We start from the raw sequence: 22643 nt of genomic DNA, 5'->3' as shown, positions 1-22643 counted from the left end.
TCCTGCCCCCTAAGCGATGCTTAGACGCCTCCCCGGGGCCGGGCCCCACTTGGGCGCCGGCCGTGCGGGGAGGAGTTCTTGACGGTCAAGCAGAAAGCTCCGCGCGGACTCGAGCCATCAACTCGGGCCCAGACAACGTCGAGGCCCCGGCCTGACCACGCAGCGACGGATCGGGGCGGGCGTCGACCTTGGCAGGGGCGGCATCAGAGGTAGCGCGAGATGTGTCCTCGTGACGGCAGACAGCGACCCGGCCGTCGATCTCGTACTGGCCGTACTCGTCACACCGCGAGCACGCATCGATCGCGGCTTGCCGCGGCGACGTGTCCCCCGGCGCCGCCTGGCGTACGGGCTTCTGCCGGTAGGGCAGGCGACCGATGCGGTGCGTCTCCAGGATCAACTCGTAGTTGTGAACCCCACCGGGATTCGTCATCAACTGAGTGCGCAGCGCCTCGTCGAAGTCCCATCCCCGCTCGAGGGCCTTCGCAGCCAGAGCAGGCGCCAGGCGGTCCGCGGTTTCCGGCCCCAGCGCCCAGGAGCCAGTCAGCGTCAGCAGCAGTGCACGAGCCTTCTTCACCACCACAGGGTCGACCTCAACACCATCCGAAAGGACGGGGATGTCGACGGCCTCCGGCTCGGACAACGGCAGCTGCCGCGGCTGCCCCGGCACCCTCGCACGGGCCGCCTTGAAACGGGGCAGATCTGCGACCCGCTCCCGCAGCGCTGTCATCGGTTGCTTCCGGGACCGCTTGGTCAGGTGAGTCACCAAGTCGGGGCCGAGGTCCCACCCCTGAAGGCGGCAGGCCTCAGCAAGCCGCGGAGCAAGCCGACCGGCCGACTTCAAACCACACGCCCACTCCCCCGGCAGTTCCAGAAGGAACTCAGCAGCTGCAGAGACGGCCGCGTCATCAACTCGTCGATCGGATGCGCCTGCTGTTGCGGGTGAGGGGTTTGGGGAGGAGGAATCCTCCTCCTCCCCTAGGGGGGGAGTGGGGGGGAAACCGTGATTGGAGGCATCAGGTGTGACCTGTGGTTTTGCCCCATCCACCTGCCTAGGTGATTCACCTGACCTGGTGATTGGAGGCATTAGGCCTGACCTGCGGTTTTCCTCATTCGAGGCATCAGGTGACTGCCTAGTGCCTCCAATGAAGGCATTAGGTGTGACCTGCGGTTTTGCCGAGTCCGCGGAGATGTACTCGATCTGCTCCTGTGGCTGCCTCGGACGCTTGGAGATCTCGTACCGGGAGCCACCGAGGTGGCCGCTCTCGAGGCGGACGCGGTAGGCCTTCACGTAGCCGGCCTTCTTGATCAGGGCCAGCTCCCGACGTACCGCATCCTCGCCCAGGGGCTTGCCGTTCGCGGACTTCCACCCCAACTTCTTGAACCAGCCGACAAGTTCGGGCACGTCGAACTCCATCCCCGGCGGCATGAACCACAGGGCCTGCAAGACAGCGATCGTCAGCGGCTGCCAGCCGTGCCCGAAAAACGTCTCCTCGGTGATCGTGACCGAAGGCTCGGACTCGATCGCCCGAGCCCACGTCTCCCCCATCGGCGGCAGCGCGGCCGCGTTCTCGCTCATCGGGCCGCCGCCTTGGCGGTCTCTGCAGTCGTGATGCTCCCGCAGGTGGGAACGCCGAAGGCGTCCGCGGCGGGGCAGGGAGAGGAAGTCAGAAGATCCGGGTTCCGCATACCAGCCCTAAGGGCGAGCAAAGGCCAGATCGTGACATCAGAAGCCGAGAAAATCCTGCCCGCGCCGGAAGGGCTGGGCGTACTCGCGGCCGCGATCGTGCGGCAACGGAGGTTGTACATGTGGTCTCCCCTGTTCGGGGAGTCGCGAACGGCGCGAAGCGACCAGTCGGAAAGCCGACAAAACCGGCCTACCTAGGGCTGCGCTCTGGAGTTTCAGCGCATCACCCTTATTCTGGGGGTAGGTGACCACGGGGCACCCTAGGGCAGCCTAGGGTCCACGGGTTTCACCCGGCAGACGAGGTCACCTCGCTGCACGCGACTCGGTGGAATTCAGGCCTGCGAGTCGGATTTGCAAGGTGGGAAGCCGCTCCCTGCGCCAACAGGGGGCGGCTTTTCGCTTTATGGAGCGCGCGGATTGGAGGGGCTCATCAGTCCTCCTCCTGCTCGGAGCTGGTGAGGGCTTCGGGGTAGCGCTCGGACCAGCCGCGCAGGAGGTTCAGGTACGCCTTGCGCCTTGCGCCGCGAGGCTCGGACTTGCCGTTCTCCCAGCGGAGCACCGCCAACCAGCCCACACCGAGAGTGTCACCGGTTTGCTGCTGCGTCAGCCCTGCTGCCCTGCGGAGGGCTGACCGTACGGATGGCACTGGCAGATCCTCGGAACCAGCAAGCACCTGCTCTACCGACTCCATCAAGTTGGCCATGCTGCTGCCCCCTTCCCTCTGGTCATCAGTCCAGCAAAACGATAGCTGAGACGATATATAGAAGTGACCGCTGCAGTCCAGGAGATGACGAAGAGTCAACCTCCGTGTCTCGCCGGAGCAGTTGACGCCCGGCTGTCGCGACCGGGTCAGTGGAGCGCGGCCGCCGAAGTCCTGCAGCACCTCTCTCGCCGTCGGTTCTCAACGTTAGGACGGCATACGCGCATTGGTTGAGCCTGGAGCGGCGGCCATATGCAGCAAGGGCCCCGCCGGCGGTTCGGCGGGACCCGAGAGGACGAACGGGCGAGCAGGGGTCAGGCGTCAGCGGCCTTCGAACTCTCCGGCAAGCGGGGCGCCTCCTCGGCGGCGGCGCACAGGCGCAGGTACTCGGCCCACGGTACGAGCATCGCCCGAGGTGTTCCGCCCCTGGTGTCAACCCTTGTGTAAGCGCCGGCGAACCGGGCCGCATTCAGCCGGTCACTCAGCGAGCCGCGCAGGGCGCTCGCGGTCATCGCCTCGTCGGTCAGCTCGTCCTCAGTCATGCGCTGAAGCGTACATGTGCACCCTCTTGCCGAACAGTCTAGATGTACATCTAGAGCGTCTAGACATGATGTACGTCATTGGGTTAGCGTCTTCGACGTCGGGCCAAGCGCCCAACACCCGCCAGAAACGGGCCTCTTAGCCCTGCTCTGACCTGCACAAAGCGCCCGGAAGCGTCTGCCATCACGGGGTCGACGAAGGAAGCGTTCGCGCCTTGAGAACTGCACATCGGACAGCACCGGCAGAGCCATGAGCACCGCGATGACCGCGACAGCCCGAGAGGAATCGACGGCTGGTAGCGCGAGCGGAATCCGCTGGCCGCCGGTGCCAGGCAACTGCGACAGCCAGCTCCCCCGCGCGAAGACAAGCGTCAGAACTTTGCACACATCACTTATTGATTGCGTGGCGGCACATCGGAGCGAAATCGCATCAACCCCGCCAGATGCACGAGAAAGCCCATTTGAGGAGGGATCGCATGCGCGGCAGTGAACCGGCTCCAGCCGTCCCCACCGTCATGCCGACCGACTACGACGAGTACGAGCAGATCCGCCGCGACAACCCGCGGCCCGGCATCTGCTGCGAGACCGCCGGCCCCGTCGACCACTGGCCCATGTGGCACCACTGCGGCGGCGGCAACGCCCCCGGCCGACCGATCAGGGCCCACTGCACCTGCAGTAGCTGCTTCTGACCTGCCCGTCCGAGTCGCCCTCGAACCCGCGCCCGGCATAGACACCGCACCCGCACCACAGCGGAAGCGCACCAGGCACCCCGGGACGAGGACGGCCCGGCCAGACCGGCCAACGCAAAGCCCCCGCCGGTGCGGACACACCGACGGGGGCAGCGCGACCACCAGCTAGCACCTGGAGGAACGCATGCAGCACCGTATCGCGATCACCCCGCCCTCGATCACCGAGGACGTATTGCGCCGCATCGAGCGCATCAAGGAGGCCGGGCGCGGCTTCGAGGACGCCCGGCGCCAGCGCGAGCAGCAGGGAGGCCGCTGACCATGGGCCTCTTCAGCCGCAAGAGCAGCTCGGACAGCAGCTCGGCCTCCCGGCCGCGCGGGTTCACCGCCGAGCAGAAGGCCGGCCAGGCCGCGCTGAACGCGAAGGTCGTCGCCAACCGGCACGCACCGGTCGGGGGCAACGAGGCCCCCAAGAAGGCCCGCCGCAAGGGCTGGACCAACTGATGAGGGGCGAGCAACTCGCCCTCCCCGGCATCGAGGCGTACGAGAAGGCGCTCACCGCTGCCCGCGCCCGGTACACGGCCGGGTGACCTCCACCGCGTACGGCCCGAACCACGGGCGGTGCAGCCCGAGTTCGGGCCGTACGCGGACCAGGCCACCCGGCCGACCCGCCACCCAGCGGGCAACCCCAAATACGAAGGAAGCGCTCGTGAACAAGCGCGTATCCGCCGCGATCACGGCAATCACCGCCACCGCGGCCCTCGCCACCCTCACCACCACCACCACCGAGGCGGCCGCCGCCGAGCAGACTTGCGGCAGCCTCATTCCGGACGGCTGGGAGACCTGCGAGCAGGAGCTCCGCGCCGACGAGAACGGTCAGCTCGTCCCCGTCTACAAGGCGACCTGGGCGAACGGCGACGTGATGGTCCGTCCCGCCAACGCCGAGCCCCGCACGATCACCGGCGAGAGCTACGAGGTCCGGCAGGGCCAGCGAGTCAAGGTCACGGACTACTCGGACGGAAGCCAGAAGGTCCGCCCCGCCTCGCTCCCGGTCAAGCCCGAGGCAAAGCCGGAGTCGCAGGCGCAGCCCGCTGTCCCGGCGCCGAGCACGGGCGAGGGCGGCATGCGCCCCGTCACCGGCGGCCAGGGCCTCTCCCTCCGCGATGCCAACGGCACCCGCACGGGGTCGGGCCTCAGCGACAACGACCGCGCCGAGTTCATCGCCTGCGGCCCCGGCGGTCTCGTCCAGATCCGGCAGACCACCAGCGGCCGCGGAGGCTGGGGCACCCTCCGCGAGGGCTACGCCACCGGCACCGCCATCACCGGCCACAACTGCGGAGGTGCCCGCTGATGGCGATCTTCGGACGCAGCAAGAAGAGCAGTGAGGGTGACGGCCTCCCGCGCGGTGACGGTCCCGGCTGGCACCGCAGCACGGAGGAGGACGGCCCCCGTCGGCCCGAGCCCCAGGCTCCCACCAAGGAACGGCGCCGCCGGGTCACCCCTGACCCGTACAAGGCCGCCGACGCCGCCAAGTACACGCGCAAGAACTGGGGTCGTACCGACAGCTAGCCCCTCGCCGCCCCGGCACTCAGCCGGGGCGGCGCATCCCCTCGCGCCTGCCCGCACAGTCCCCGACCGGAACCAGGAGCCCGCCCTTGCACAGCCCACCGGAGGCACCCACCAACGCCTCGCAGCTCCCCAAACTCACCCGCCCGCTCCGCTGGCTCGTCGGCACCATCTGCGCCGGCGGAATCGTCATCGCCGGTATCGGTTTCGCCGGTTCCTACACAGCCGTGCAGAAACTCGCCGAGAAGAAGGACTTCGGGAACTTCTCCCACGTTCTGCCGGTCGGGATCGACGCCGGGATCGTCGTACTCCTCGCCCTGGACCTCCTCCTGACGTGGATTCGGATCCCGTTCCCGCTCCTTCGGCAGACCGCATGGCTACTCACCGCGGCCACGATCGCGTTCAACGGAGCGTCAGCCTGGCCGGACCCCTTGGGGGTCGGCATGCACGCAGTGATCCCCCTCCTGTTCGTCGTCGCCGTAGAGGCCGCGCGGCACGCCATCGGCCGGATGGCCGACATCACCGCCGACAAACACATGGAAGGAGTCCGCTTCACACGGTGGCTGCTCTCCCCAGGGCCGACATTCCTCCTGTGGCGGCGCATGAAGCTGTGGGAACTGCGCTCCTACGAGCAAGTCATCAGCCTCGAGCAGCAGCGCTTGATGTACCGCGCTCTCCTCCGCAGTCGCTACGGTCGCTGGTGGAGGCGCAAAGCCCCGACCGAGGCCCTGATGCCGCTGCGGCTCGCCAAGTACGGCGTACGACTCGCCGAGACCGCCCCCGCCGGCCTCGCCGCCGCAGGCATCGACACCGCCGCGTGGACGCCCGTCAACGGTGCCCTCGCCGAGACCGCCGAAGCACCAGCGAACGCCCAACAGATCGACCTCGACCAGCACGCCGCCACTGCGATCGACATAGCGTCCACGCCGCCCCCGGCAGCCCTCACCACAGCCGCAGAACACCCTGCGCAGCACACCGCATCCCGCCCCGCGAACCTTCCGCGGCCCGAACTGCGCACCTCCGACGAGCGCGCAACTACGCACCTGGCTACGCAGATCCACACTGCGCAGCAGGGTACGCACGAGGGTGCGCAGGACGACGCGCAGCAGGGCGACCCACACTCTGCGCAATACGCACAGCGCGAGCAGCCAGGCGGCCAGGACACTACGCAGCAGAGTGTGCAGGACGACGCCAATGACGTACCGGAAGCCGCCGCCGACACGTCATCAATGGAGCAGGACAGCCCGCGTATGCCCTCGGCCTCGCGTAAGCAGTCGCGCCCTCCGCAGTCCCGTGGAGCGCGTAGCGCAGCCCGCGAAACTGCGCAGCGCGCAGCGCGTAAGACGCCCGAAGAACAAGCCGCTTGGGATGCGCAGGTCTACGCACTGCGCAACCCCGAAGACGGCGGTGACGAGCCGTCGAACCGCGAGCTCGCTACGCAACTCGGCTGCTCCGAGGGGACCGTGCGCAACGCGCTCCAGCGGCATGCGCAGCGACTCGCAGACGAGCGCCGATCATCCCTCCACTCCGTAGGCGTCTGACGGCGTCCGCCGTCGTCCAGGAGCAGGAACCGCACCTGGAGGCACGGCGGACGTCCGTACCCCCAGGCGTCCGGTCACCCAGCCAGCAACCAACCGATGAGGGAGGCACCCATGACGTACTTCTTCGCGACCGCCGCTCTGCTCGGGCTCGGCGGCCTGATCAACCTCAACCGGCTGTTGCGCGAGAAGCGCCGCGACCTGCAGGGAGTCGACCCGTACGGGATCGACAAGCCCCGCCCATGACTGCGGGGCCCGGCCCGACTTTCCAGGGACCGGCCGGGCCCCGCTACTCCCGACCACCACGTGAGCAGCGAAGGAGCACTAGCAGCATGCCCCAAAGTCAATCGAAAGTCCGCTCCCTTCAGGCGAGGGAAGTGCCCACGGTCAGGCTCCGTGCGCCCGCGAGCGCACCCCTTGGGGACGCCGATCCGACGCCGGGCGTGGTAGTCCGTCCCCGGCGGCCCGAGAACATCCTGCGGACCCACTGTCAGGGCAGCGAGACCGCAGCAGTGCTCACCTCGGCGTGCCTCGCCTACCGCCTTGGCCACACCGCCGCACAGCCGGTAGACGGCACCCGGAAGACGGTAGAAGAGCAGGTCAACGCCTATGTGGCAGCCGCCCTCTCCTCGGGGGAGGGGACCAGCTGATGAGCCTCAACCTCGACTGGTGGCGAGCCAAAGGCACTCAAGACGACCCCCAGCCGGAGCCGGATCACGACCGGCCCGACATGACTCCGGACCCGAACGACCCCGCCGGCGAATGGTGGGCGGATCTGTACGGCTCCGAGCAACGGGACACGTTCAACGAGCCCACCGTGATCGTCGTCGAGAAGAACGACGACCAGGGCCAACTTGAGGAGGAGGAAGAGCCGCCCACACTGCGTGAACGGCTCAACTCCCGGGCCTGGCGCATCTTCTTCTTCAACGGCAGCGCGGCCGCACTCGGCATCGGCCTCGGACTCGGCACCTACCTCGGCGAGTTCCCCGAGCATGCCGTACAGGCCGCTCCCGGACTTCTCGGTACCGCCGGAGCCCTCGGGTGCGGATACGCGGGCTGGAAAGCAGCACGCTCCAAGACCCTCGCCGACGTCCTCCCCGCGAGCTGCCTCGGGGGACTCATCCGGCTCGGCCTGGTCTTCGGCCTCGCAGAACTCGGCCGCCGCGGCGGCGTGAACGCCCTGCCCGCCATCTCCGCGTACATCGCCCAGTACAGCCCGCTCACCGCGCACGACATCGCACTCCTGACCGTCGGTGCAGCGATGTGCGGAGGAACCGGATACCTCGCGTGGCGCTACCGCCACACCCCACTCCACAAGCGATGGCTCGCCCGGATCCCCCTCGCGACCTCCGTCCTCACCCTCACTCTCCACGGCTCCGACCTGCTCATCTGAAAGGAACCCCTGTGAACACCCATCTCCTCGCCGCGCCTGCGGCAGCCGGAGCCAACGGCGCCCAGTTCTTCGGCACGGTCGGCCTGTCCGCGATCGCCCTCTCCCTGGGCGCCGTCGTCATCATGGCCATCCGCGGACGGTCCGGCCCCGTGAAGAGGGTCATCAGCGACAACCGGCGACTGGCCGCTCTCGCCGCCGTGTTCGGCATCGCGTGCATCATCGCCGGCGGAACATGGCAGGTCATCGCCACCGGCGTACACGGCCTGTCCGCCTCCACCCTGGCGGAACCCGAGGTCACGGGAGGCATCCCCCCGGCTGGGGTGGCCCTGGTCCTGACCGTCCTGACCTGGCTCCCTGAGTGGCAGAAGAGGATCCCGCCGACGTTCCTCGGGATCGGTGCGGGCGTCTCCTGGGGCATCGCGGGCGCCTACTGGGGCATCGTCTACAAGCTGATCGCCGCGATGCTGGAGAAACTCGCATGAGGGCCGTACTCCACCACCTCGGCATCCCGTTCCGCGGCACCCGGTTCTTCCGCGACTTCTTCGCCGGGTCCGTCGTGATGCTCCGCTACGTACTGCGCGGACTCCGCAAGGTCACAGCCCTCGGATGGACCGCGATACAAGAGGACGCCGCGAGCAGCCCGGAGAAGAAGCAAGAGGGCGACGGGAAGAAGGAAGAGAGAGCAAAGCAGAAGGGCGCGAAGAAGAGCAAGACCGAAGACGCGCTGGAGTCCTGCGGAGTCGCCCTGATCGCCCTCCTCGTCGGCATCGGAGGAATCAGCCTGCTCGCCTCCATGCTGTGGTACCTCGCCGCCCCGTACCTGAAGGCTGCCGCCCCCGTGATCGCCGGAGTCGTGGGAGCTGGCTGGGTCCTGACGGCCTTGCTCATAGCTCCCCCCGAGAAGAAGACCACCACCCAAAACGATCATAAAAAAGGTGCAGGGGAGGAGGACCAGGAAAGCGCCACCACACACACCACCGACCCCGTCGAAACCGCACGCCGCGCCCTCCTGCGCTTCATCCTCGAAGCCCTCGACGACGCCGCCACCAAGAAGATCCAAGGCGTCCACATCGGCACCCTCCTAGAACGCCTCCGCGAGGAAGCCACCGGCTTCGACACCTGGACCGTGACCCACCTCCGCGAGTGGTGCGAAGCAGCCCAACTCCCCGTCACCAAGACCAAAGTCGGCGCAAAGTCCCCCACCTGGGGAATCCGCGTCGACAAGTTCGCTGAGGCCTTCGGACGGACCCCTGGAGAAGCCCTCACCGACCTCTTCTCCACACCGCCGGAAGGGCCCTCCCAGGCCGAGCAGGAGACCCCCACCTCGCCACCCACAGAGGTCCCCCGTCCAGCCAGCCCCGGGCCCCTCCTAGAAGCCGCCGAGCAGGCCGACGGCGAGCCGCGCCTCAGGCTCGTCCCAGTCCCCTCCCCCGAGAGCGCCGCATGACCCCGACCGGGGCGGTAGATCAGGCGTCTACCAGGCCCTCTACCTGGGCTTCTACGCCCTGGCTACCTGCCAGCTACCACCCCGGTCTACCCGCGATCTACCCGCAACTCGCCCCGCCCGGCAGGGCCAGCAGGAGACCGAAACCGACACCGGACAGCACGGCCGCCGCCTAGAGTCCAGGGATCAACTCCCCTACGGGCCACAGGAAATGAGAGGCCGTGCTCACCCGATACCGCTATCGCTGCTCCCGCTGCGGCACCAGCTCCGCCACCACCCGCAGCCGACAAGAGGCGAAGGACGAGGGGCACAGGCACCGCAAGCGGATGCACGGAGGACACCACCCGGACGGCGAGCTCATCCAGGAAGTTCCCTGGACACCACCGGACCGCGGTTCTGTGATCGCCGCCGTCGTCATCGCCGTCCTGATCGTCTTCGCCATCCTGCGCAACATCCCCTGACCGGCGCGCGGTGAGGTTCGGCGGTCTTATCCGTCAACCCTTGGAGAACCGCATGCCCACGCTCGCCCTCTCCACCGGATCCCAGCGCTTCCTTCATCGCCTCCGTCGCGGCGACCGCCGCCAGGCCGTCCGCGTGCGCGCTACTCTCGAACGACTCCGCGCCGGAGATCAGATCACCGGTACCCGCCGCCTCACCGGCAACCGACGCGGCCAGTACCGCGCCTGCGTCGGAAAGCTCCGCATCCTCTACGAACCCGCCGGCGACACTGTCCACGTCATCACCATCGACTACCGCCGCAGCGCATACGGAGGCGGCGCCGGACACGCCAACTAGCCCACCACACACAGAGGCGGGCCGCCGTACGGAGACCCACATGTCCGTTCGCCGGCCGCCCCGGTCGTCTGTGACGAGCGGTTGCAGATCCGCAGCCAGAGCTCCGCCGACCCGGCCCATGACAACTCTGAGCCCCCGTGGTGACCCGCCGCCGTCACCACGCTCGCTTTCGACCAGCCTCGTAAGTTGCTCACGGGCCTTGCAGCGTCGGGCAGCAACCGCGTCAGCTAACTCGTCGGGTACCTCGAGGGCCTGCTCCTCCGGACCGCGTTCCGGAGGAGCAGGCCCCTTTTGTGTTTCCCGCTGCCAAAGCGCGCGGGCCAACGAACCATCCCCAAGCGCGGGGAGACCCCTTGGGAGAACTGGGCTATCGCCTCGACTCCCCAATTGGGGAGTCCGGCTGTGCCGTTCCTCGTCGTGCCAGCCACGGTGCTAGTCGGCGTCCTATATGGCGTGCCCAAAGTCGGGCATCGGGCTGCCTGCAGCGGTCCGGCGTTCCACAGGAGACCGACTGCTCCAACAGGGCGACTGCGGAGCACGCATCCGCGCGCCACCCGTGTCACGCATCTGATCATTCTTAATGTCTGGCTTCACGAGATGCCTTCAACATGGCGGGAAGTGATGTCCGTGCGTCTGGACGTGAGCCAGCTCAACCTCGTCGACCTAGACGCGGTGAAGGGCGCGCTTCTCCGCCGTCTGAGCCTCGTCCAGGACAACGCGATCGACCGCAAGGTCATCGTCGTCATCAACGGCAAGGGCGGCGTTGGAAAGTCGAGCCTCGCAGCGGCTCTCGCAGCTGCCCTCGCCCAGATCGGGCTGAAGGTCTTGCTGGGCGAGTTGGACGAGCAGGGGAACAACGCTGAGGACCTCGGTCTGTCCGCGCTCGGACTCGCCGACAACGGCGAAGCCCAGGCCGCCGCGATCCTCGACGGGAAGCTGCTCACCCCGACCGGGGAAGCACGCCCGAACCTGCACGTCCTGCCGGGAGGGTTGGCCCTCGAAGAGGTCGTCGAGGAGTTGTACTGCCAGCGCCGCGTCGCCCGACGCTTCGAAGGTCCTTTCGATCGCCAGGTCTGGATGGGGCTCTACGCCGCCGCCATCGAACGCGTCCGGCACCTGTACGACGTCATCATCCTCGACGTCGCCCCCGGCAACGCGCCGCTTCAACTCCAGGCTCTCACCGGCGGCGAACTCGTCCTCATCCCAACGAAGAGCGATCCGTCCAGCCGCAAGGGCCTACGCACAGTGGCCCAGCGCTTCGCGACGGCAGCGGAACTCAACCCGCTCCTGCGGCTGCTCGGTGTCGCTGTGTTCGCCACCAACAGCTCGGCAACGAGGATCCAGAGCGAGATCCGCGAACAGCTGGAGGGCGACCTGCTGGGCGCGGCCCCGGTCTTCGAGCAGACCATCCGCCACGTCGAATCAGCCGCGGTGGCCTGTCGCAAGGCGGGCAAAGTCCCACAGGAGCTCCGCAACTCGAAGGACCTCGACCGGGCCGCTCAGCGTTCCATGAGTCAGCTTGCGGGCGACTACCAGTCCCTGGCCCTCGAAGTCATGCAGGTCATGAGGGCCATGAAGGATCAAGAGGGAAGGGCCGCATGACCAGGACGACCAAGCAGAACAGCACGCCTCATGGTGGGCTCCCTGAGGATGACGGCACCCTCGGAGCCTTCGCGGCCGCCGCAGCCAGCGCCCTCGGCACCCGCGTGCCACAAGCGGAGGCCGTGCTGGTGTCAGTTGCTGAGCCGACCCCGACTCCCGCGGCTCCGAAACCCGCACAAGAACCACGCCGCTCAGCTGGTCCCGGACCGCGCCTCACTTCCACGGAGGCGGGGCAGACGAAACGAGCGGGCGAGCCTCCAGCACCGCAACTGGGCGAGGCGGGCCGGTATACGCAACAGTGCACGATCATGATTCGCGACGGCCTGCAACGGCGCTTCGACCACTACCAGGTGCTCAAGCGCCGGGCGTCGGGCACCACACCGTCGAACGCCGTCGTCGTACGACGCGCCTTCCTGCACGCCCGACGTGAAGAGCTCTTCAGCAAGCTCCTCCGGCAGGTCCAGGAGCGGCAACAGCCGACGATGGACGAGGAAGACCACGACGAGGACGGCCTTTTCGACGTCGTGCCCGCGCGCCGACCGGAACTCGGCCGCACCAAGCACACGCGTCAGCAGAGCTTCCGCCCCTCACGGCAGGAGCTCGCGCTCTACGACTCCTTCTGTACCTGGTACGGGTTCCCGAATCGCAGCGACTTCCTCGACGCGGTGCTGGACGCGTTCCTTCCTCAGCTCCCTAAAGGGAACGGGCGCAGCTGACCGGACGATGCGAGGAGGGCCAGGACGCTTGGCCTGGCCCTCCTTCTGAACTCGCTGCGCAGGAACAGGTCTTGACCCCGCGTACGGCGACCGTCGGATCGATCCTGTTCAGCGGATCGACGATCTCCTCATTGCCCGCTGCACCGTCTCCGGTTCATGTTCGAGGGCGCGCCGCACGCCCGGATTGATGATGTGAGTTCCACCGAGCTCAGCAAGGCGAGTGCTGAGAGCAGCTTCTGGAGGTCCTTCGGAGGGGAAGGCCCCTTGGGAATACTGGGCTGTGGGCCCGACTCCCCAATTGGGGAGTCCACATCTGGCGTAAGGAACTGCACCTCCGAGCCGCGCGGTGGCGTTCTCAAAGGGCGATGCGCCGATCCTGGGAGGCTTCTGAGTCTCGGTGATCCTGCTGCCCGTATCCGTCCCTCCCGCCAGTCGCGATGCCCAGGGTGGGAGCAACTCCGCACATAAGGAAGGGGCCAAGCACAGAGTCCTGGCCCCTCCTTGACGTCCGTGCGGAGTTCAGTCCTTCGCGCCCCGCACGGTCAGCGTCCGTTCGATCCGATTCAGAGAATCGAAGATCTCCTTCAGGACAACCTGAGCTGTCTCTGGATCGTGCTCGAGCGCGCGCCGGACGAGCGGCTTGCTGATCTTCGTTTCTACCGAGCTCAGCACGGCGAGCGCGGCGTTCAGCTGCTGCAGATCCGCTGCCGCGGAGGACGAGCCCTTGGGATTACTGGCCTGCGAGCCCGACTCCCCAATTGGGGAGTCGGAATTGCGACCCAAGGAAGTGATGTCCGGAACGGCTTCGGTGCCCGTTCCGTCAGCTGACGCGCCCGCCGGGGGAGCGGTGGCCGACTGGATCTCGGACTCAGCACGATCAGGAGCAGGCGGCTGCAGTGCCTCACGTACAAGCTTGCCGATCGCTGCGGGAGAGGACTCGGAGGTGAGGGGCGGGAGCTTCTCGACAACCTCGCCCAGGAGCTTCGCGGTCACCCGCTTTCCGGTACGCGCCACGGAGTCGTACACCGCTACTGCGGCATCGTCCCCGGCCTGATTCTTGACGCCCGTGAGCACGCGGACCTGAGCCTCGCGGGGACGGTAGCCCAGCTTGGCCAGGGCGTCACCGACTCTCCACTCGTCCATCAGCCGGTAGGCGACTGTCTCCGAGACCTCCCAGTTTTGGAAGACGTACTCGGCGAAGTTCGCCACGCCCTCGTCGCGGTGCAGTTCGCCGGCCCGCATGGTTTCCAGGCTCTTCCCGGCCACCCAGAAAGCGTTCTGGAGGTTGTCCATGCCTGCTTTGCAGGCGTCGAGCGTCTTCTGCTCCTCAGGAGAGAGGGGCCCGTTGCTTTCGGGAGGGCGGGGGGCTGGGATGGAATCCAGGCTGGTGCCGACCGGTGCTTTTACGACGACCGTTGCCTCCTGGCGCAGTCCGGGCAGCTGCCCGTTCAGCAGGCCCCCACCAGCCGCGGGTGCGGATGTCGGGTCGAAGTCGAATGCCCCCATCAGGCTGCCTTCCTGCAGAACTCGGAAATTTCGTCACTGAGGCTGTTCATCTCGTTGGCCAGAGGACGGATCGAGTCCGGGACCACGTCCGCCTCCTTGGCCCGTCCGGCCGCGACGTCGTAGCTCCGAGCCGAAGTCGGAAGAAGCTCCGCGTACTCGCTGAACGTCAGCCCCTTCTTGCGGGCATTGCGGGCAGGCTTCTCCCGGTAGCCCACGACCGTCGACAGCACAGGAGTGGATTCCCCGAGGACCTCCAGGACGTCCTCACGAACCTCCTGGTGCAGCGAGGTCGCACTCGGGTTGGAGCCGTACAAGAAGGCCCCTGCGACCCGCAGATGTGGGTTGATCTGAGTGCGAACGGACTTGTAGTTTCGCGCGATGCGCTGCATGCCCTTTATCGACGAGTCGTCCGAGCGCGTCGGAACCACCAACGTCCGGGCAGCGGCCAGGGCGAGCTGCTCGAGGCCGTCGTTCTCCGGGGCACTGTCGAAGACGATCTCGTCGTACCAGACGGCGATCGGCTGCAGGGCTCGGGCCAGCGATGTCACCACGCTGATGCCTTCGCTCATCATGCGCATGGTCATCAGCTGCACCAGTTCACCGACGACTTCGCCGCCTGGCACGACGTCGAGGTTCGGCCGAACCTCGCGCACAGGGAGCAGCGGCGTCCGGTCGTGCAGTGCGCGGTACAGCCCTTGTCCATCCAGAACGGAAGGACCGTCAGGCCGAATTCCGTGCCCGAACCGGCTGATGCCGAGGTCGTCGTCGTCCTGACTCGTCACGCAGATGAACAGGGTCCGCAGCCCCAACGCCGCACGGCGAGCGGCGTGGTTCGCCGCGACGGTGGACTTCCCGACACCGCCCTTGCCCGTCGCGATCACCGTGGAATTCGCGGGGGGCTCTACCAGCTCCGCCGCCACTTCGCTCAGCACCGGAACGACTCCTCATGTATGCCTCTCGCGTAGTCCGGATGGACCACGCACCCGCATCCTGGCACACGTCACCCCTTGCAAGAACTGGGCTGTGGGCTCGACTCCCCAATTGGGGAGTCGAGCCCACAGCCCAGAATGCGGCGATGAGGCTCAAGTGCGCTGGACTATCAGCCCGTTGAGGCCAACCGCGCTCGGCACCTTCGACCTGGGGGACGCAGACAACTCGCGCCGGCGTCCAACTGCCTTCTCGGCCCCTCGGCTACACGTGGCCGACCCGCGTACGCACCGCTCCAGCGGCGCGATCGGCCTACGCTCCGCAGATGCCCGGAGCAGCCCGCCCACGTCGCCACCGCCATGTCCAAGCTTCACCCTGGACCTACCTCCTCGTGTTCTCTTCCACCTCACGTGGCAAGGTGTCCTCCTAAAGTGAGACAGGAGAGACAGCAGTGCCGAGCAAGGCGAACAGCCGACAGGGGATAGCCCTGGGCCGCACGCACCGGATACTCATCGGTGTCGTGATCGCCGGGGCGGTGGTCATCGCCGGTATCGGCTTCGCGGGGTCCTACGCGGCCGTGCGTGAACTGGCGTTGAAGAAGGGCTTCGGCGACTTCTCGTACGTCTTCCCCATCGGCATCGACGCGGGCATCTGTGTGCTGCTCGCGCTCGATCTGCTTCTGACCTGGATCCGGATCCCGTTCCCGCTCCTGCGGCAGACGGCATGGCTGCTGACGGCGGCGACCATCGCGTTCAACGGCGCCGCGGCCTGGCCCGATCCGCTCGGTGTCGGCATGCACGCCGTCATCCCGATCCTCTTCGTGGTCGCGGTCGAGGCCGCGCGGCACGCGATCGGCCGGATCGCGGACATCACCGCCGACAAGCACATGGAAGGCGTCCGCCTCACCCGCTGGCTGCTCTCCCCCGGCCCCACCTTCCTGCTCTGGCGCCGCATGAAGCTCTGGGAACTGCGCTCGTACGAGCAGGTCATCAAGCTCGAACAGGAACGCCTCGTCTACCAGGCCCGGCTGCGCTCCCGCTACGGCCGCAACTGGCGCCGCAAGGCCCCCGTCGAATCGCTGATGCCGCTGCGCCTCGCGAAGTACGGCGTACCGCTCGCCGACACCGCGCCCGCAGGCCTCGCCGCCGCCGGGATCGAGCCGACGCTCCTGCCGCCCGCACCCGTCCAGGAGGTTTCGGTACAGCGCCAGTTGGAGCCTGGGCCCGTGGTGGGCCATGGATCGGAGCCCGTCGGGGGAGCAGCGACGGGGGCGGTGTCGGGGGATGGTTCCGCGGACTTCGCCGGCGTCGACGTTGAGCCGGCTACTGACGCGGCGGGAGCGCTCGCCCAGGACGAAGTGCCAGCACAGGAGTCGGCCACGCAGGCCGGTGAGCCTGGCGCCGGAGGAGCCGAGCAGCCTCCGATGTCCGGCGAGGAGTTGGATGCGGCCAGGCTGGCATCGCTCGACGGCATGGAGGCGTGGCCGCTCACGGTCGGAGCCGTGGGGGGTGCTGTGGTGGAGCACGGTACTCCCGACGGGGGAGTGGGTGACCGGGGCTACGCCGCGAGGCCCGCTGTGGCCGCGATGGTGATGGAGGGGCAGCTCGCGCTCGAACCCGACCACGACGAGGTCGCAGAGCACCTGCCGGAGGACGAGGAGCTCCGCGAGGTGGTGGTCCTGCTGCAGGCCGACCCGTCGCTCAGCGGGGCGGCCATCGGCCGGAAGCTGCAGCTGTCGGAGCGTACGGCGCGGCGCCGCGCGACGAGGGCACGGGCCTGGATCGAGGCACAGGATCGGGCGCGATTCGGGCCGCTGCGGTCGGTGCCGGACCCGTCGTAGCCGAGCCGTCCGACGGGCGACGGCCCGTCGGGGGAGGGGCGCCCACCCGTGGCCGATTAGTTGAGAAATCAATTATTCGGCCAATGGTAGAGCGATGGGTCCAACACCGCCGATGGCTCCAACAACCTGCCGTCGACGACCACCGCCCGCCGGCGACCGCCGTCCGCGGCCGCTGTAGAGGCTGCCCTCCCCCCACCCGTTCAACAGGTCTGGGGAGTGGCCTCAGCGGAATGACAACGGCCGCCGAACTCGCTCGATCCCTGCGGTCGCCGCTGAACCCCAACACCCGTACCGGAGGCCTGCAACGGTGAGTGCGAGCCGCTGAGCACAGGTGGGTTAGCCCTTGGGTGAGTCTCAACCCGAAGGTCAGAGCAGGAGGGTTAGCGCCTGGGGGAGTCGCGCCGGACTACCGCACGCACGACAACGACCGGGTGGTGGACGGATGCCGCCGGGAACGAGCGGCCATGGCCGATGGCGGGCCGCGCCAACCGCCGCCCGCGTCACCGCGCTCGTCGTGCTGGCTGCGGTTGGACGGCGGGTGACGATCCGGGCGGCCAACGCAGAGCGATGGGCCGGGGGATCGTGTGCGGCCATGGCCGGTGACCGATGGCCACCGATCGGCCACCGGCCGCCGAGCGATGGCCCCTGACCGATGGGTGATGGCCGAAGGCCGATGGGCGGCAACATCCCGGCACCGGACCGGCCATCGCTCATCGCCACCGACCGATGGGTGGCCGACGGCCGTTGGCCACCCATCGGTCTCAGCGGTGGGCGGCCTGCAGCATCCGGAGCGTCTCCGCGGTCTCCTCGTGCATGCTCGTGCCGAGCTCGATCAGCAAGGTTTCCAGTTCGGCGATCGCGGCGCGGAGTTCCTCGTTCTCGCCCAGCAGGTGGAGGCTGCGGAAGCGAATCCGCCACAGGCTCTCGACTTCCCGGGCGGCGCCGAGCCCTCGGGCCGCGGCCCAGAGGGCACCGCGCGGGTCATGGTCGGCCAGGCATCGCTCGCCGAGTTCCTCGGCGACGTCCACGATCTCCGCGATCATGTCCTGGACGAGGGGCTCGGCCCACGTGTACCGGTGGGGTGGGATCCCGGCGAAGGGCCGGCCCTCCACCAGAGCGAGCGCGTCGTGCAGCAGCCGCTGCCCCTGCTGGCCGGGCTGGGTTAGCCCGTCGGAGACCAGGCACTGGAACTGCAGCCAGTCACACTCGACGCCCATGAGGCGGTACTTGCGGTCGGGCTGTGAGTTGACGTGGGGGAGATGCCGGGTGCCGTCGGCGGAGGCACCGAGCCAGCGGCGCAGCTCGTTCAGCCGGGTGTTGTGAACGTTGCGGCTGAGACGGCCGTTGGGGGCGAGAACCTCGATGATCTGCTGGCTGGTGGCGCCCGGGTGCAGGGCCAGCCAGGCCGCCAACTCAAGGGCGATCGACAGCCGGTTGGACTGGATCGTCCCCCGCGCTCCCTCGACCGTGACCGTGCCCATCACCCGCACCCGAGGCCCTGCCCCTGCTGCACCTTGGGCTGGAGCCGGCAGCTCGGGGAGGCGAGCGGTCACGCGGGGAGTAGGAACGGCGGTGGGCAGCACCACGTCGCCAGGCCCAGCTGCCGCGGCCGGTAGATCCTGAGCTTCACCAGCTGGCGGAGCGCCGCTGGCCTCCGCGCTGTTGGGTTCGTCCTTCCGCAGCGACGGGGTGTCCGCCTCGTCCGCGCCCACCGAATTGTCCGCGGCCGCGAGCTCTTCCTCGGGCTCACTCTCCTCGGGCCCATGCAGCTCGCCGACTTCCTCGAGATCGTCGCCCAGCTCCGCCAGGCCGGCCAGCACAGTACGAGCGCGCACGGGCTCCTCGGCACCTGCCGGTACGTCATCCGACGCAGCGCGTGAGGGAGTCGCTGAAGGAAGGCCGTACGTGTCGCTGGGGGAGTCGTCCTGAGCGGAGACTGGTGCGGGGCCCGCGGCGGCAGGCTCGAGTACCTCGGTGTCCGCGGGGGCGGGAACGTCAGGTGAGGAGGACGTGAGGGCCAACTCGACGACGTCGGCGTACTCCTCCGTTGAGCAGGCGGCCACCACACACCGCACAGGCGTGCCAGGCACCGCGAGTTCCACGTTGTCCGTGTCCACGACCCACACCGGATGCGCCGCTTCCTCCAGCGCGGCCTCGCTGGAGGTGATGACGGCGACCGCGGTACGCGGAGTCTGTTGCAGTACCTCCCACAACTGGCCTTCCGCGTCCGGCTCACCGCAGGCGTCGAGGTCAGCGAGCAACACCATCGGCGCGAGCTCGGCCACCTCCTCGACCGGCCGCGCCGCCGTCAGGTCCTCCACGCCGGCGCCGGCGAGAGCCTGCTGCTGCTCGTCGTGGTGAGCGGCCACCGCCCGGACCGCCTGGTCCAAGTCGTCGTACAGACTCACCCGCTCGCTGTCCAAGAGCGTCAGCCCCGGTGCGGTGTTGTCCCCTGCGACCAGGACCTCCATCTGACCCGCCAGCGGGGACAGTGCGAGCGACACGGCCAGCGCACGGAAGCACCCCTCGCGCAGGCTCCCGGTCAGGTGCAGGGCACCGAATCGCTCCAGGTCGACCAGGACGATGCCCCCGTTCCCGTCCTCGCCGAGCGCGACCAGCCCCGGATACGGAGCATCCACCTCGCCGGTCTCCTCCGGAGCGCGCAGCTCGGTGCTGTCGGCCGGGCACCACCACACCTGGTGGTGCTCCGGTTCGGCGGTGAACGGAGCGACGGGTGGGGCTGGTTCGGACAGGTGCAGCACGGCACCCTCGGCGCCGAGTTGCACGGCGATCAGGTCGGGAAGCGGCCGCTGCTGCTCGGCGAACTCGAGCGCGGCCGTACGCAACGCGACGTCCAGGTGCGCCAGTTCAGTAACGACGTTGACGCTGCGCAGGCGGGCCTCGGTATCGGCGGCCCCGCCCTGGGGCATTGCGATGCGTCGGCCGCGGGCACGCTCGCGCTGCTGGTGCACGCGGCGGCGGGCCAGCATGGTCACCACCCCGGCGGCCAGGACGCCCGCGCCGGACAGGGCGAGGACCTCCGCCACCAGCGACGAGTCCTCCTCGTCGGTGGCCGTGGCGCCGTCCCTGTCCGTCCCCGGGCTGGTCTCCTCACTGCCCGGCCGCGGCGTGGTGGGCGTGGCGTCGTCCGCGCCGCCGGCCGGGATCGTCGTCGGGGGAGCCGAGGGAGTCGCGGCACCGCCCTCCTCGGGCTCCTCCGTCTCCTCTGGCGCCGGAGTTTCCGACGGGGGCGGTGTGCTCGTTTCCTCGTCGTCCTGGCCGTGGCCGCCGGGAGCCTGCGACTCCGGGCTGCCCTCGCCCTCCTGCTCTCCGCCGGGCGTGGCCGACTCCTGCGGCGCCTCCGTCCGGTCAGGCGCGGGCCGGGGGGCCTCCGGCTCGGCGGGCTCGGCGGGCTCGCGCTGGGCCGGGGAGCCCGCTCCGCCCGTCTCGCTGTCGTCGAGCGTGGGCAGCTGTAGCTTCTGGCCGGGGTAGATGAGTGCGGGGTCGTCGATGACGTTCTGGTTCGCAGCGGCGATGTCCTTGTACTTGGTGCCGTCGCCGTAGCGCTCCTCGGAGATGCCCCACAAGCTGTCGTCGTTCTCAACCGTGTATGTGGAGCCCTCGTCGGCGGACACGGCCTCGGCGGCGGCGAGTTGCGAGCGAGGCCCCTCGCCTTCCTCGGTGGTCTGCGCGGCCGCGGAGGTGCCGGGATAGGACACGACCGTGCCGGCGGGCAGAACGCTCGTCGTCGGCAGGTCGGAGTTGAGGCTCTGCAGCTCCCCGTAGCGCAGCCCGTCGCCCAGGAGGCGCTCGGCCAGGTCCCACCAGGTAGCTCCCCCTTCCGGAACGGTGTACTGCGCCACCGCATCCGACTGCGGGCGTACGGGGGCGGGGGAGGCCGCCTGACGGGCGAGGTCGCCCTGAGCGCCATGCTGCCCGGCAGGGGCTGCGGTGTGAGCCGATGAGGACTCGGGTGCCTGCGCGTGTGAGGCGGTGACTGCGACCGCGGGGGTGGCGGCGCTGGCGGCGGCTGCGGGCGAGGCGAGGATGATGCTGCCCAGGAGGAATCCCGCGAGGCGCTGCCCGGTACCCATGCCCGGAAGGCGCGGGGTCGTCTTCCGCGCGGCGACGGCGGCGACTTCGGCGATTACCGGAATGGCCAGCCAGAGCCAGCACAGCCACGCACTCAAGGTCAGGACGGTCATCAACAAGGTGCCGTCGTCGGGGCCGCTCAACGCGTCTTGCGCCTGCTCCATGGAGGGCACGCCGACGGGCAGAGTGCCGAACTCGAGGAGCAGCAGGGGCACTCCGGCCAGCAGACCGGCGAGAGCGGCCAGGGCGAGGAGGCGGCGCAGCCAGGCAAGCGGCCATGGTGTGAGGGGAGCGGGGGAGGGGTGCATGAGTTCAGCCTCCGGGCTGGTGGAGCAGTGTTGCGGAGCCGTGGCCGGTAACCGGGATCTGGCCGATCCCGAGGAGTGACGCGAAGATCGGCTCGTGGTGGTCGTGCACGGTCACGTTCAGGGACTTGCCGTCGGCCGATACGGATACGTCGCCGTCGACGCTCTGGCCGTCGAGGAAGGCGCGGGCTGCGGCCTGGGCGCCGTCCGGGTCGACCACGATCGCGTCGCCGGAGATCGCCTCCCCGGCATCGAGCTGCTGAGCACCGGCTCGCGCCGCTTCCTGAGCTGTGTAGTACGCCTCGGAACGTGTGTTGAGGGCCGTGCCGACATCGATGACCAGCCCGATGATGAGGAACGCGAGCAGGACGGTTCCGGCGTAGAACAGCTCCAGGTGCCCGCGGTCCTCGCCAGCCCGGCGTCGCGCCCACCACCCCGGATTCATGATCGCTCCCGAGTGGCCCAGGCATCCACTGTCGATGTCTTCGTGCTCGACAGAATCTTGGAACCTGGCACGCCCGGAACTGCCAGATCACTGAATGGCGCCTCGCAGCCCACCGATGCGGTGACCGTCGCTGCCTCACCGACCGGCGCTGACAAGCCGCTCGTGTCGACGGCCACAGTGATGCTGGTGCAGCGGATCCCGGAGCGGGTCAAGCTGGCCTCTGCGGCCTTCTGCGCTTCCGCCTCGCCAGAGATCGGGTCTGCGGCCAGCGAGGCGGTGCGCGCCGCATCCCGGGCGGCCGCATCCGCAGCGCCCTGCGCGAGCGCTACGCGGCCGCTCAACACCAGGACGCCCAACAGGATGAGGAACAGAGGCGTGAAGATCGCCGTCGACAGGGACACGCCGCCCGCATCTCCACGCAGAGCCCGCGTTCTGCTGCTCATGGGCGGAACTTCTCGACGGGTGCCTGGACCTGCTGGCTGACCCGTCCGTCCCATCCCGGCACCAGGTTGATGACGGTCCCCTCCACCACGGCCCGCACTTCGTCACCCTCCATATCCACCTCAACTTGGGCGCCGTTCAAGGAGCCGCCCATGCGGCCGAGGAAGCCTTGAGCCGCCTCTGCGCCAGCTCCGGGCGCCGCGTCATGAACGCGCTGGGCGTCCACCGCCTGTTGCGCGGCATGGTGGGCCACGCTGCGCCCGTGGAACCAGAGTCCGAACTGGATGAGTCCGAACACCATCAGGAACGCCAACGGCACCGCGATCGACAAACTCAGGGCACCCCGATCCTCGCGCCACCAAGCGCGGCGCTCCGCGAACAGGCGCAGAACCGGTATGCGGGTACAACGGGGCATCGTCCTTGA

The 22643-nt window shown here is 68.7% G+C and carries 24 protein-coding genes; 15 read left to right on the top strand and 9 right to left on the bottom strand.

All coding sequences use genetic code 11. From position 1 onward, the window contains the following. Positions 1-85: 85 nt before the first annotated feature. The 3 genes from RCO28_RS34495 to RCO28_RS34485 all read right to left on the bottom strand — a co-directional run bounded on the left by RCO28_RS34495 (position 86) and on the right by RCO28_RS34485 (position 2926). A complete protein-coding gene (locus tag RCO28_RS34495) occupies positions 86-1576 on the bottom strand; it encodes a hypothetical protein (protein WP_308945305.1) in 1491 nt (496 codons plus the stop codon). Positions 1577-2114: 538 nt separating this feature from the next. Continuing rightward, the gene (locus RCO28_RS34490) at positions 2115-2258 is read right to left on the bottom strand and encodes a hypothetical protein (protein WP_308945304.1); all 144 of its coding nucleotides are present in this window, start codon (positions 2256-2258) and stop codon (positions 2115-2117) included. A 440-nt stretch (positions 2259-2698) separates the two neighbouring features. Further along, entirely contained in the window at positions 2699-2926 is a 228-nt protein-coding gene (locus tag RCO28_RS34485; protein ID WP_308945303.1) for a hypothetical protein, read from the bottom strand. Positions 2927-3399: 473 nt separating this feature from the next. Between RCO28_RS34485 and RCO28_RS34480 the strand changes: the two genes are divergently transcribed. The 14 genes from RCO28_RS34480 to RCO28_RS34415 all read left to right on the top strand — a co-directional run bounded on the left by RCO28_RS34480 (position 3400) and on the right by RCO28_RS34415 (position 12663). Then, positions 3400-3612 (top strand): hypothetical protein, encoded by a 213-nt coding sequence (locus RCO28_RS34480; RefSeq protein WP_308945302.1) that lies wholly within the window; start codon positions 3400-3402, stop codon positions 3610-3612. Positions 3613-3796: 184 nt separating this feature from the next. Continuing rightward, the gene (locus RCO28_RS34475; RefSeq protein WP_308945301.1) at positions 3797-3928 is read left to right on the top strand and encodes a hypothetical protein; all 132 of its coding nucleotides are present in this window, start codon (positions 3797-3799) and stop codon (positions 3926-3928) included. 2 nt (positions 3929-3930) lie between these two features. Continuing rightward, complete coding sequence (locus RCO28_RS34470; RefSeq protein ID WP_308945300.1) at positions 3931-4113, top strand: hypothetical protein; 183 nt, start codon at positions 3931-3933, stop codon at positions 4111-4113. 205 nt (positions 4114-4318) lie between these two features. Continuing rightward, positions 4319-4960, top strand: a complete 642-nt coding sequence (locus RCO28_RS34465) for a hypothetical protein (RefSeq protein ID WP_308945299.1) — start codon at positions 4319-4321, stop codon at positions 4958-4960. After that, the gene (locus RCO28_RS34460; protein ID WP_308945298.1) at positions 4960-5178 is read left to right on the top strand and encodes a hypothetical protein; all 219 of its coding nucleotides are present in this window, start codon (positions 4960-4962) and stop codon (positions 5176-5178) included. The genes RCO28_RS34465 and RCO28_RS34460 overlap by 1 nt, the downstream gene beginning before the upstream one ends. Positions 5179-5345: 167 nt before the next feature. Beyond that, on the top strand, positions 5346-6716 hold the full coding sequence (locus tag RCO28_RS34455; protein ID WP_374991304.1) for a DUF2637 domain-containing protein: 1371 nt from the start codon (positions 5346-5348) through the stop codon (positions 6714-6716). Between the two features lie 111 nt (positions 6717-6827). After that, complete coding sequence (locus tag RCO28_RS34450) at positions 6828-6959, top strand: hypothetical protein (protein WP_308945296.1); 132 nt, start codon at positions 6828-6830, stop codon at positions 6957-6959. A gap of 403 nt (positions 6960-7362) precedes the next feature. Further along, positions 7363-8106 carry a hypothetical protein gene (locus RCO28_RS34445; protein ID WP_308945295.1) on the top strand — a complete coding sequence of 248 codons (744 nt, stop codon included), beginning with the start codon at positions 7363-7365 and terminating at the stop codon, positions 8104-8106. A gap of 11 nt (positions 8107-8117) precedes the next feature. After that, positions 8118-8588 (top strand): hypothetical protein, encoded by a 471-nt coding sequence (locus RCO28_RS34440; protein ID WP_308945294.1) that lies wholly within the window; start codon positions 8118-8120, stop codon positions 8586-8588. Next, on the top strand, positions 8585-9553 hold the full coding sequence (locus RCO28_RS34435; RefSeq protein ID WP_308945293.1) for a hypothetical protein: 969 nt from the start codon (positions 8585-8587) through the stop codon (positions 9551-9553). The genes RCO28_RS34440 and RCO28_RS34435 overlap by 4 nt, the downstream gene beginning before the upstream one ends. Positions 9554-9771: 218 nt before the next feature. Next, positions 9772-10011: a hypothetical protein gene (locus tag RCO28_RS34430; RefSeq protein ID WP_308945292.1), complete on the top strand. Its 240-nt coding sequence runs from the start codon at positions 9772-9774 to the stop codon at positions 10009-10011. 52 nt (positions 10012-10063) lie between these two features. Then, positions 10064-10345 carry a hypothetical protein gene (locus RCO28_RS34425; protein WP_308945291.1) on the top strand — a complete coding sequence of 94 codons (282 nt, stop codon included), beginning with the start codon at positions 10064-10066 and terminating at the stop codon, positions 10343-10345. 402 nt (positions 10346-10747) lie between these two features. Continuing rightward, positions 10748-11947 (top strand): ParA family protein, encoded by a 1200-nt coding sequence (locus tag RCO28_RS34420; protein ID WP_308945290.1) that lies wholly within the window; start codon positions 10748-10750, stop codon positions 11945-11947. A 308-nt stretch (positions 11948-12255) separates the two neighbouring features. Then, on the top strand, positions 12256-12663 hold the full coding sequence (locus RCO28_RS34415) for a hypothetical protein (RefSeq protein WP_308945289.1): 408 nt from the start codon (positions 12256-12258) through the stop codon (positions 12661-12663). 519 nt (positions 12664-13182) lie between these two features. Here RCO28_RS34415 and RCO28_RS34410 read toward each other — a convergent pair. Both RCO28_RS34410 and RCO28_RS34405 read right to left on the bottom strand, forming a co-directional pair. Beyond that, positions 13183-14169 carry a hypothetical protein gene (locus RCO28_RS34410; protein ID WP_308945288.1) on the bottom strand — a complete coding sequence of 329 codons (987 nt, stop codon included), beginning with the start codon at positions 14167-14169 and terminating at the stop codon, positions 13183-13185. Then, on the bottom strand, positions 14169-15101 hold the full coding sequence (locus RCO28_RS34405) for a ParA family protein (RefSeq protein ID WP_308945287.1): 933 nt from the start codon (positions 15099-15101) through the stop codon (positions 14169-14171). The genes RCO28_RS34410 and RCO28_RS34405 overlap by 1 nt, the downstream gene beginning before the upstream one ends. Before the next feature lie 446 nt (positions 15102-15547). Here RCO28_RS34405 and RCO28_RS34400 point away from each other — a divergent pair, with 446 nt between their 5' ends. After that, positions 15548-16936: a DUF2637 domain-containing protein gene (locus RCO28_RS34400; protein WP_308945286.1), complete on the top strand. Its 1389-nt coding sequence runs from the start codon at positions 15548-15550 to the stop codon at positions 16934-16936. Between the two features lie 761 nt (positions 16937-17697). On the opposite strand, the gene RCO28_RS34395 is transcribed toward RCO28_RS34400, so the two are convergent. Genes RCO28_RS34395 through RCO28_RS34380 form a run of 4 tightly spaced genes read right to left on the bottom strand, consistent with a single transcriptional unit; the run spans position 17698 to position 22550 of the window. After that, positions 17698-21336 (bottom strand): LysM peptidoglycan-binding domain-containing protein, encoded by a 3639-nt coding sequence (locus RCO28_RS34395; RefSeq protein ID WP_308945285.1) that lies wholly within the window; start codon positions 21334-21336, stop codon positions 17698-17700. 4 nt (positions 21337-21340) lie between these two features. Next, complete coding sequence (locus RCO28_RS34390; protein ID WP_308945284.1) at positions 21341-21778, bottom strand: pilus assembly protein TadG-related protein; 438 nt, start codon at positions 21776-21778, stop codon at positions 21341-21343. Next, on the bottom strand, positions 21775-22221 hold the full coding sequence (locus tag RCO28_RS34385) for a TadE/TadG family type IV pilus assembly protein (RefSeq protein ID WP_308945283.1): 447 nt from the start codon (positions 22219-22221) through the stop codon (positions 21775-21777). Before RCO28_RS34385 ends, RCO28_RS34390 begins: the two co-directional genes overlap by 4 nt. Next, positions 22218-22550 (bottom strand): pilus assembly protein, encoded by a 333-nt coding sequence (locus RCO28_RS34380; RefSeq protein ID WP_308945282.1) that lies wholly within the window; start codon positions 22548-22550, stop codon positions 22218-22220. Before RCO28_RS34380 ends, RCO28_RS34385 begins: the two co-directional genes overlap by 4 nt. Positions 22551-22643 lie beyond the last annotated feature (93 nt).

This window comes from Streptomyces sp. LHD-70, assembly GCF_031157275.1.
Lineage (GTDB): Bacteria > Actinomycetota > Actinomycetes > Streptomycetales > Streptomycetaceae > Streptomyces.
Note: the sequence above shows the minus strand (reverse complement) of the source record. Positions and strands in the feature narration are given on the sequence as shown.

Excerpts from the sequence above, each read along its gene's own strand:
- RCO28_RS34425 (WP_308945291.1), top strand. The coding sequence starts at position 10,064 with ATGCCCACGCTCGCCCTCTCCACCGGATCCCAGCGCTTCCTTCATCGC.
- RCO28_RS34410 (WP_308945288.1), bottom strand. The coding sequence starts at position 14,169 with ATGGGGGCATTCGACTTCGACCCGACATCCGCACCCGCGGCTGGTGGG.
- RCO28_RS34470 (WP_308945300.1), top strand. The coding sequence starts at position 3,931 with ATGGGCCTCTTCAGCCGCAAGAGCAGCTCGGACAGCAGCTCGGCCTCC.
- RCO28_RS34415 (WP_308945289.1), top strand. The coding sequence starts at position 12,256 with ATGATTCGCGACGGCCTGCAACGGCGCTTCGACCACTACCAGGTGCTC.
- RCO28_RS34445 (WP_308945295.1), top strand. The coding sequence starts at position 7,363 with ATGAGCCTCAACCTCGACTGGTGGCGAGCCAAAGGCACTCAAGACGAC.
- RCO28_RS34385 (WP_308945283.1), bottom strand. The coding sequence starts at position 22,221 with ATGAGCAGCAGAACGCGGGCTCTGCGTGGAGATGCGGGCGGCGTGTCC.
- RCO28_RS34480 (WP_308945302.1), top strand. The coding sequence starts at position 3,400 with ATGCGCGGCAGTGAACCGGCTCCAGCCGTCCCCACCGTCATGCCGACC.
- RCO28_RS34495 (WP_308945305.1), bottom strand. The coding sequence starts at position 1,576 with ATGAGCGAGAACGCGGCCGCGCTGCCGCCGATGGGGGAGACGTGGGCT.
- RCO28_RS34450 (WP_308945296.1), top strand. The coding sequence starts at position 6,828 with ATGACGTACTTCTTCGCGACCGCCGCTCTGCTCGGGCTCGGCGGCCTG.
- RCO28_RS34485 (WP_308945303.1), bottom strand. The coding sequence starts at position 2,926 with ATGACTGAGGACGAGCTGACCGACGAGGCGATGACCGCGAGCGCCCTG.
- RCO28_RS34395 (WP_308945285.1), bottom strand. The coding sequence starts at position 21,336 with ATGCACCCCTCCCCCGCTCCCCTCACACCATGGCCGCTTGCCTGGCTG.
- RCO28_RS34435 (WP_308945293.1), top strand. The coding sequence starts at position 8,585 with ATGAGGGCCGTACTCCACCACCTCGGCATCCCGTTCCGCGGCACCCGG.
- RCO28_RS34460 (WP_308945298.1), top strand. The coding sequence starts at position 4,960 with ATGGCGATCTTCGGACGCAGCAAGAAGAGCAGTGAGGGTGACGGCCTC.
- RCO28_RS34390 (WP_308945284.1), bottom strand. The coding sequence starts at position 21,778 with ATGAATCCGGGGTGGTGGGCGCGACGCCGGGCTGGCGAGGACCGCGGG.
- RCO28_RS34475 (WP_308945301.1), top strand. The coding sequence starts at position 3,797 with ATGCAGCACCGTATCGCGATCACCCCGCCCTCGATCACCGAGGACGTA.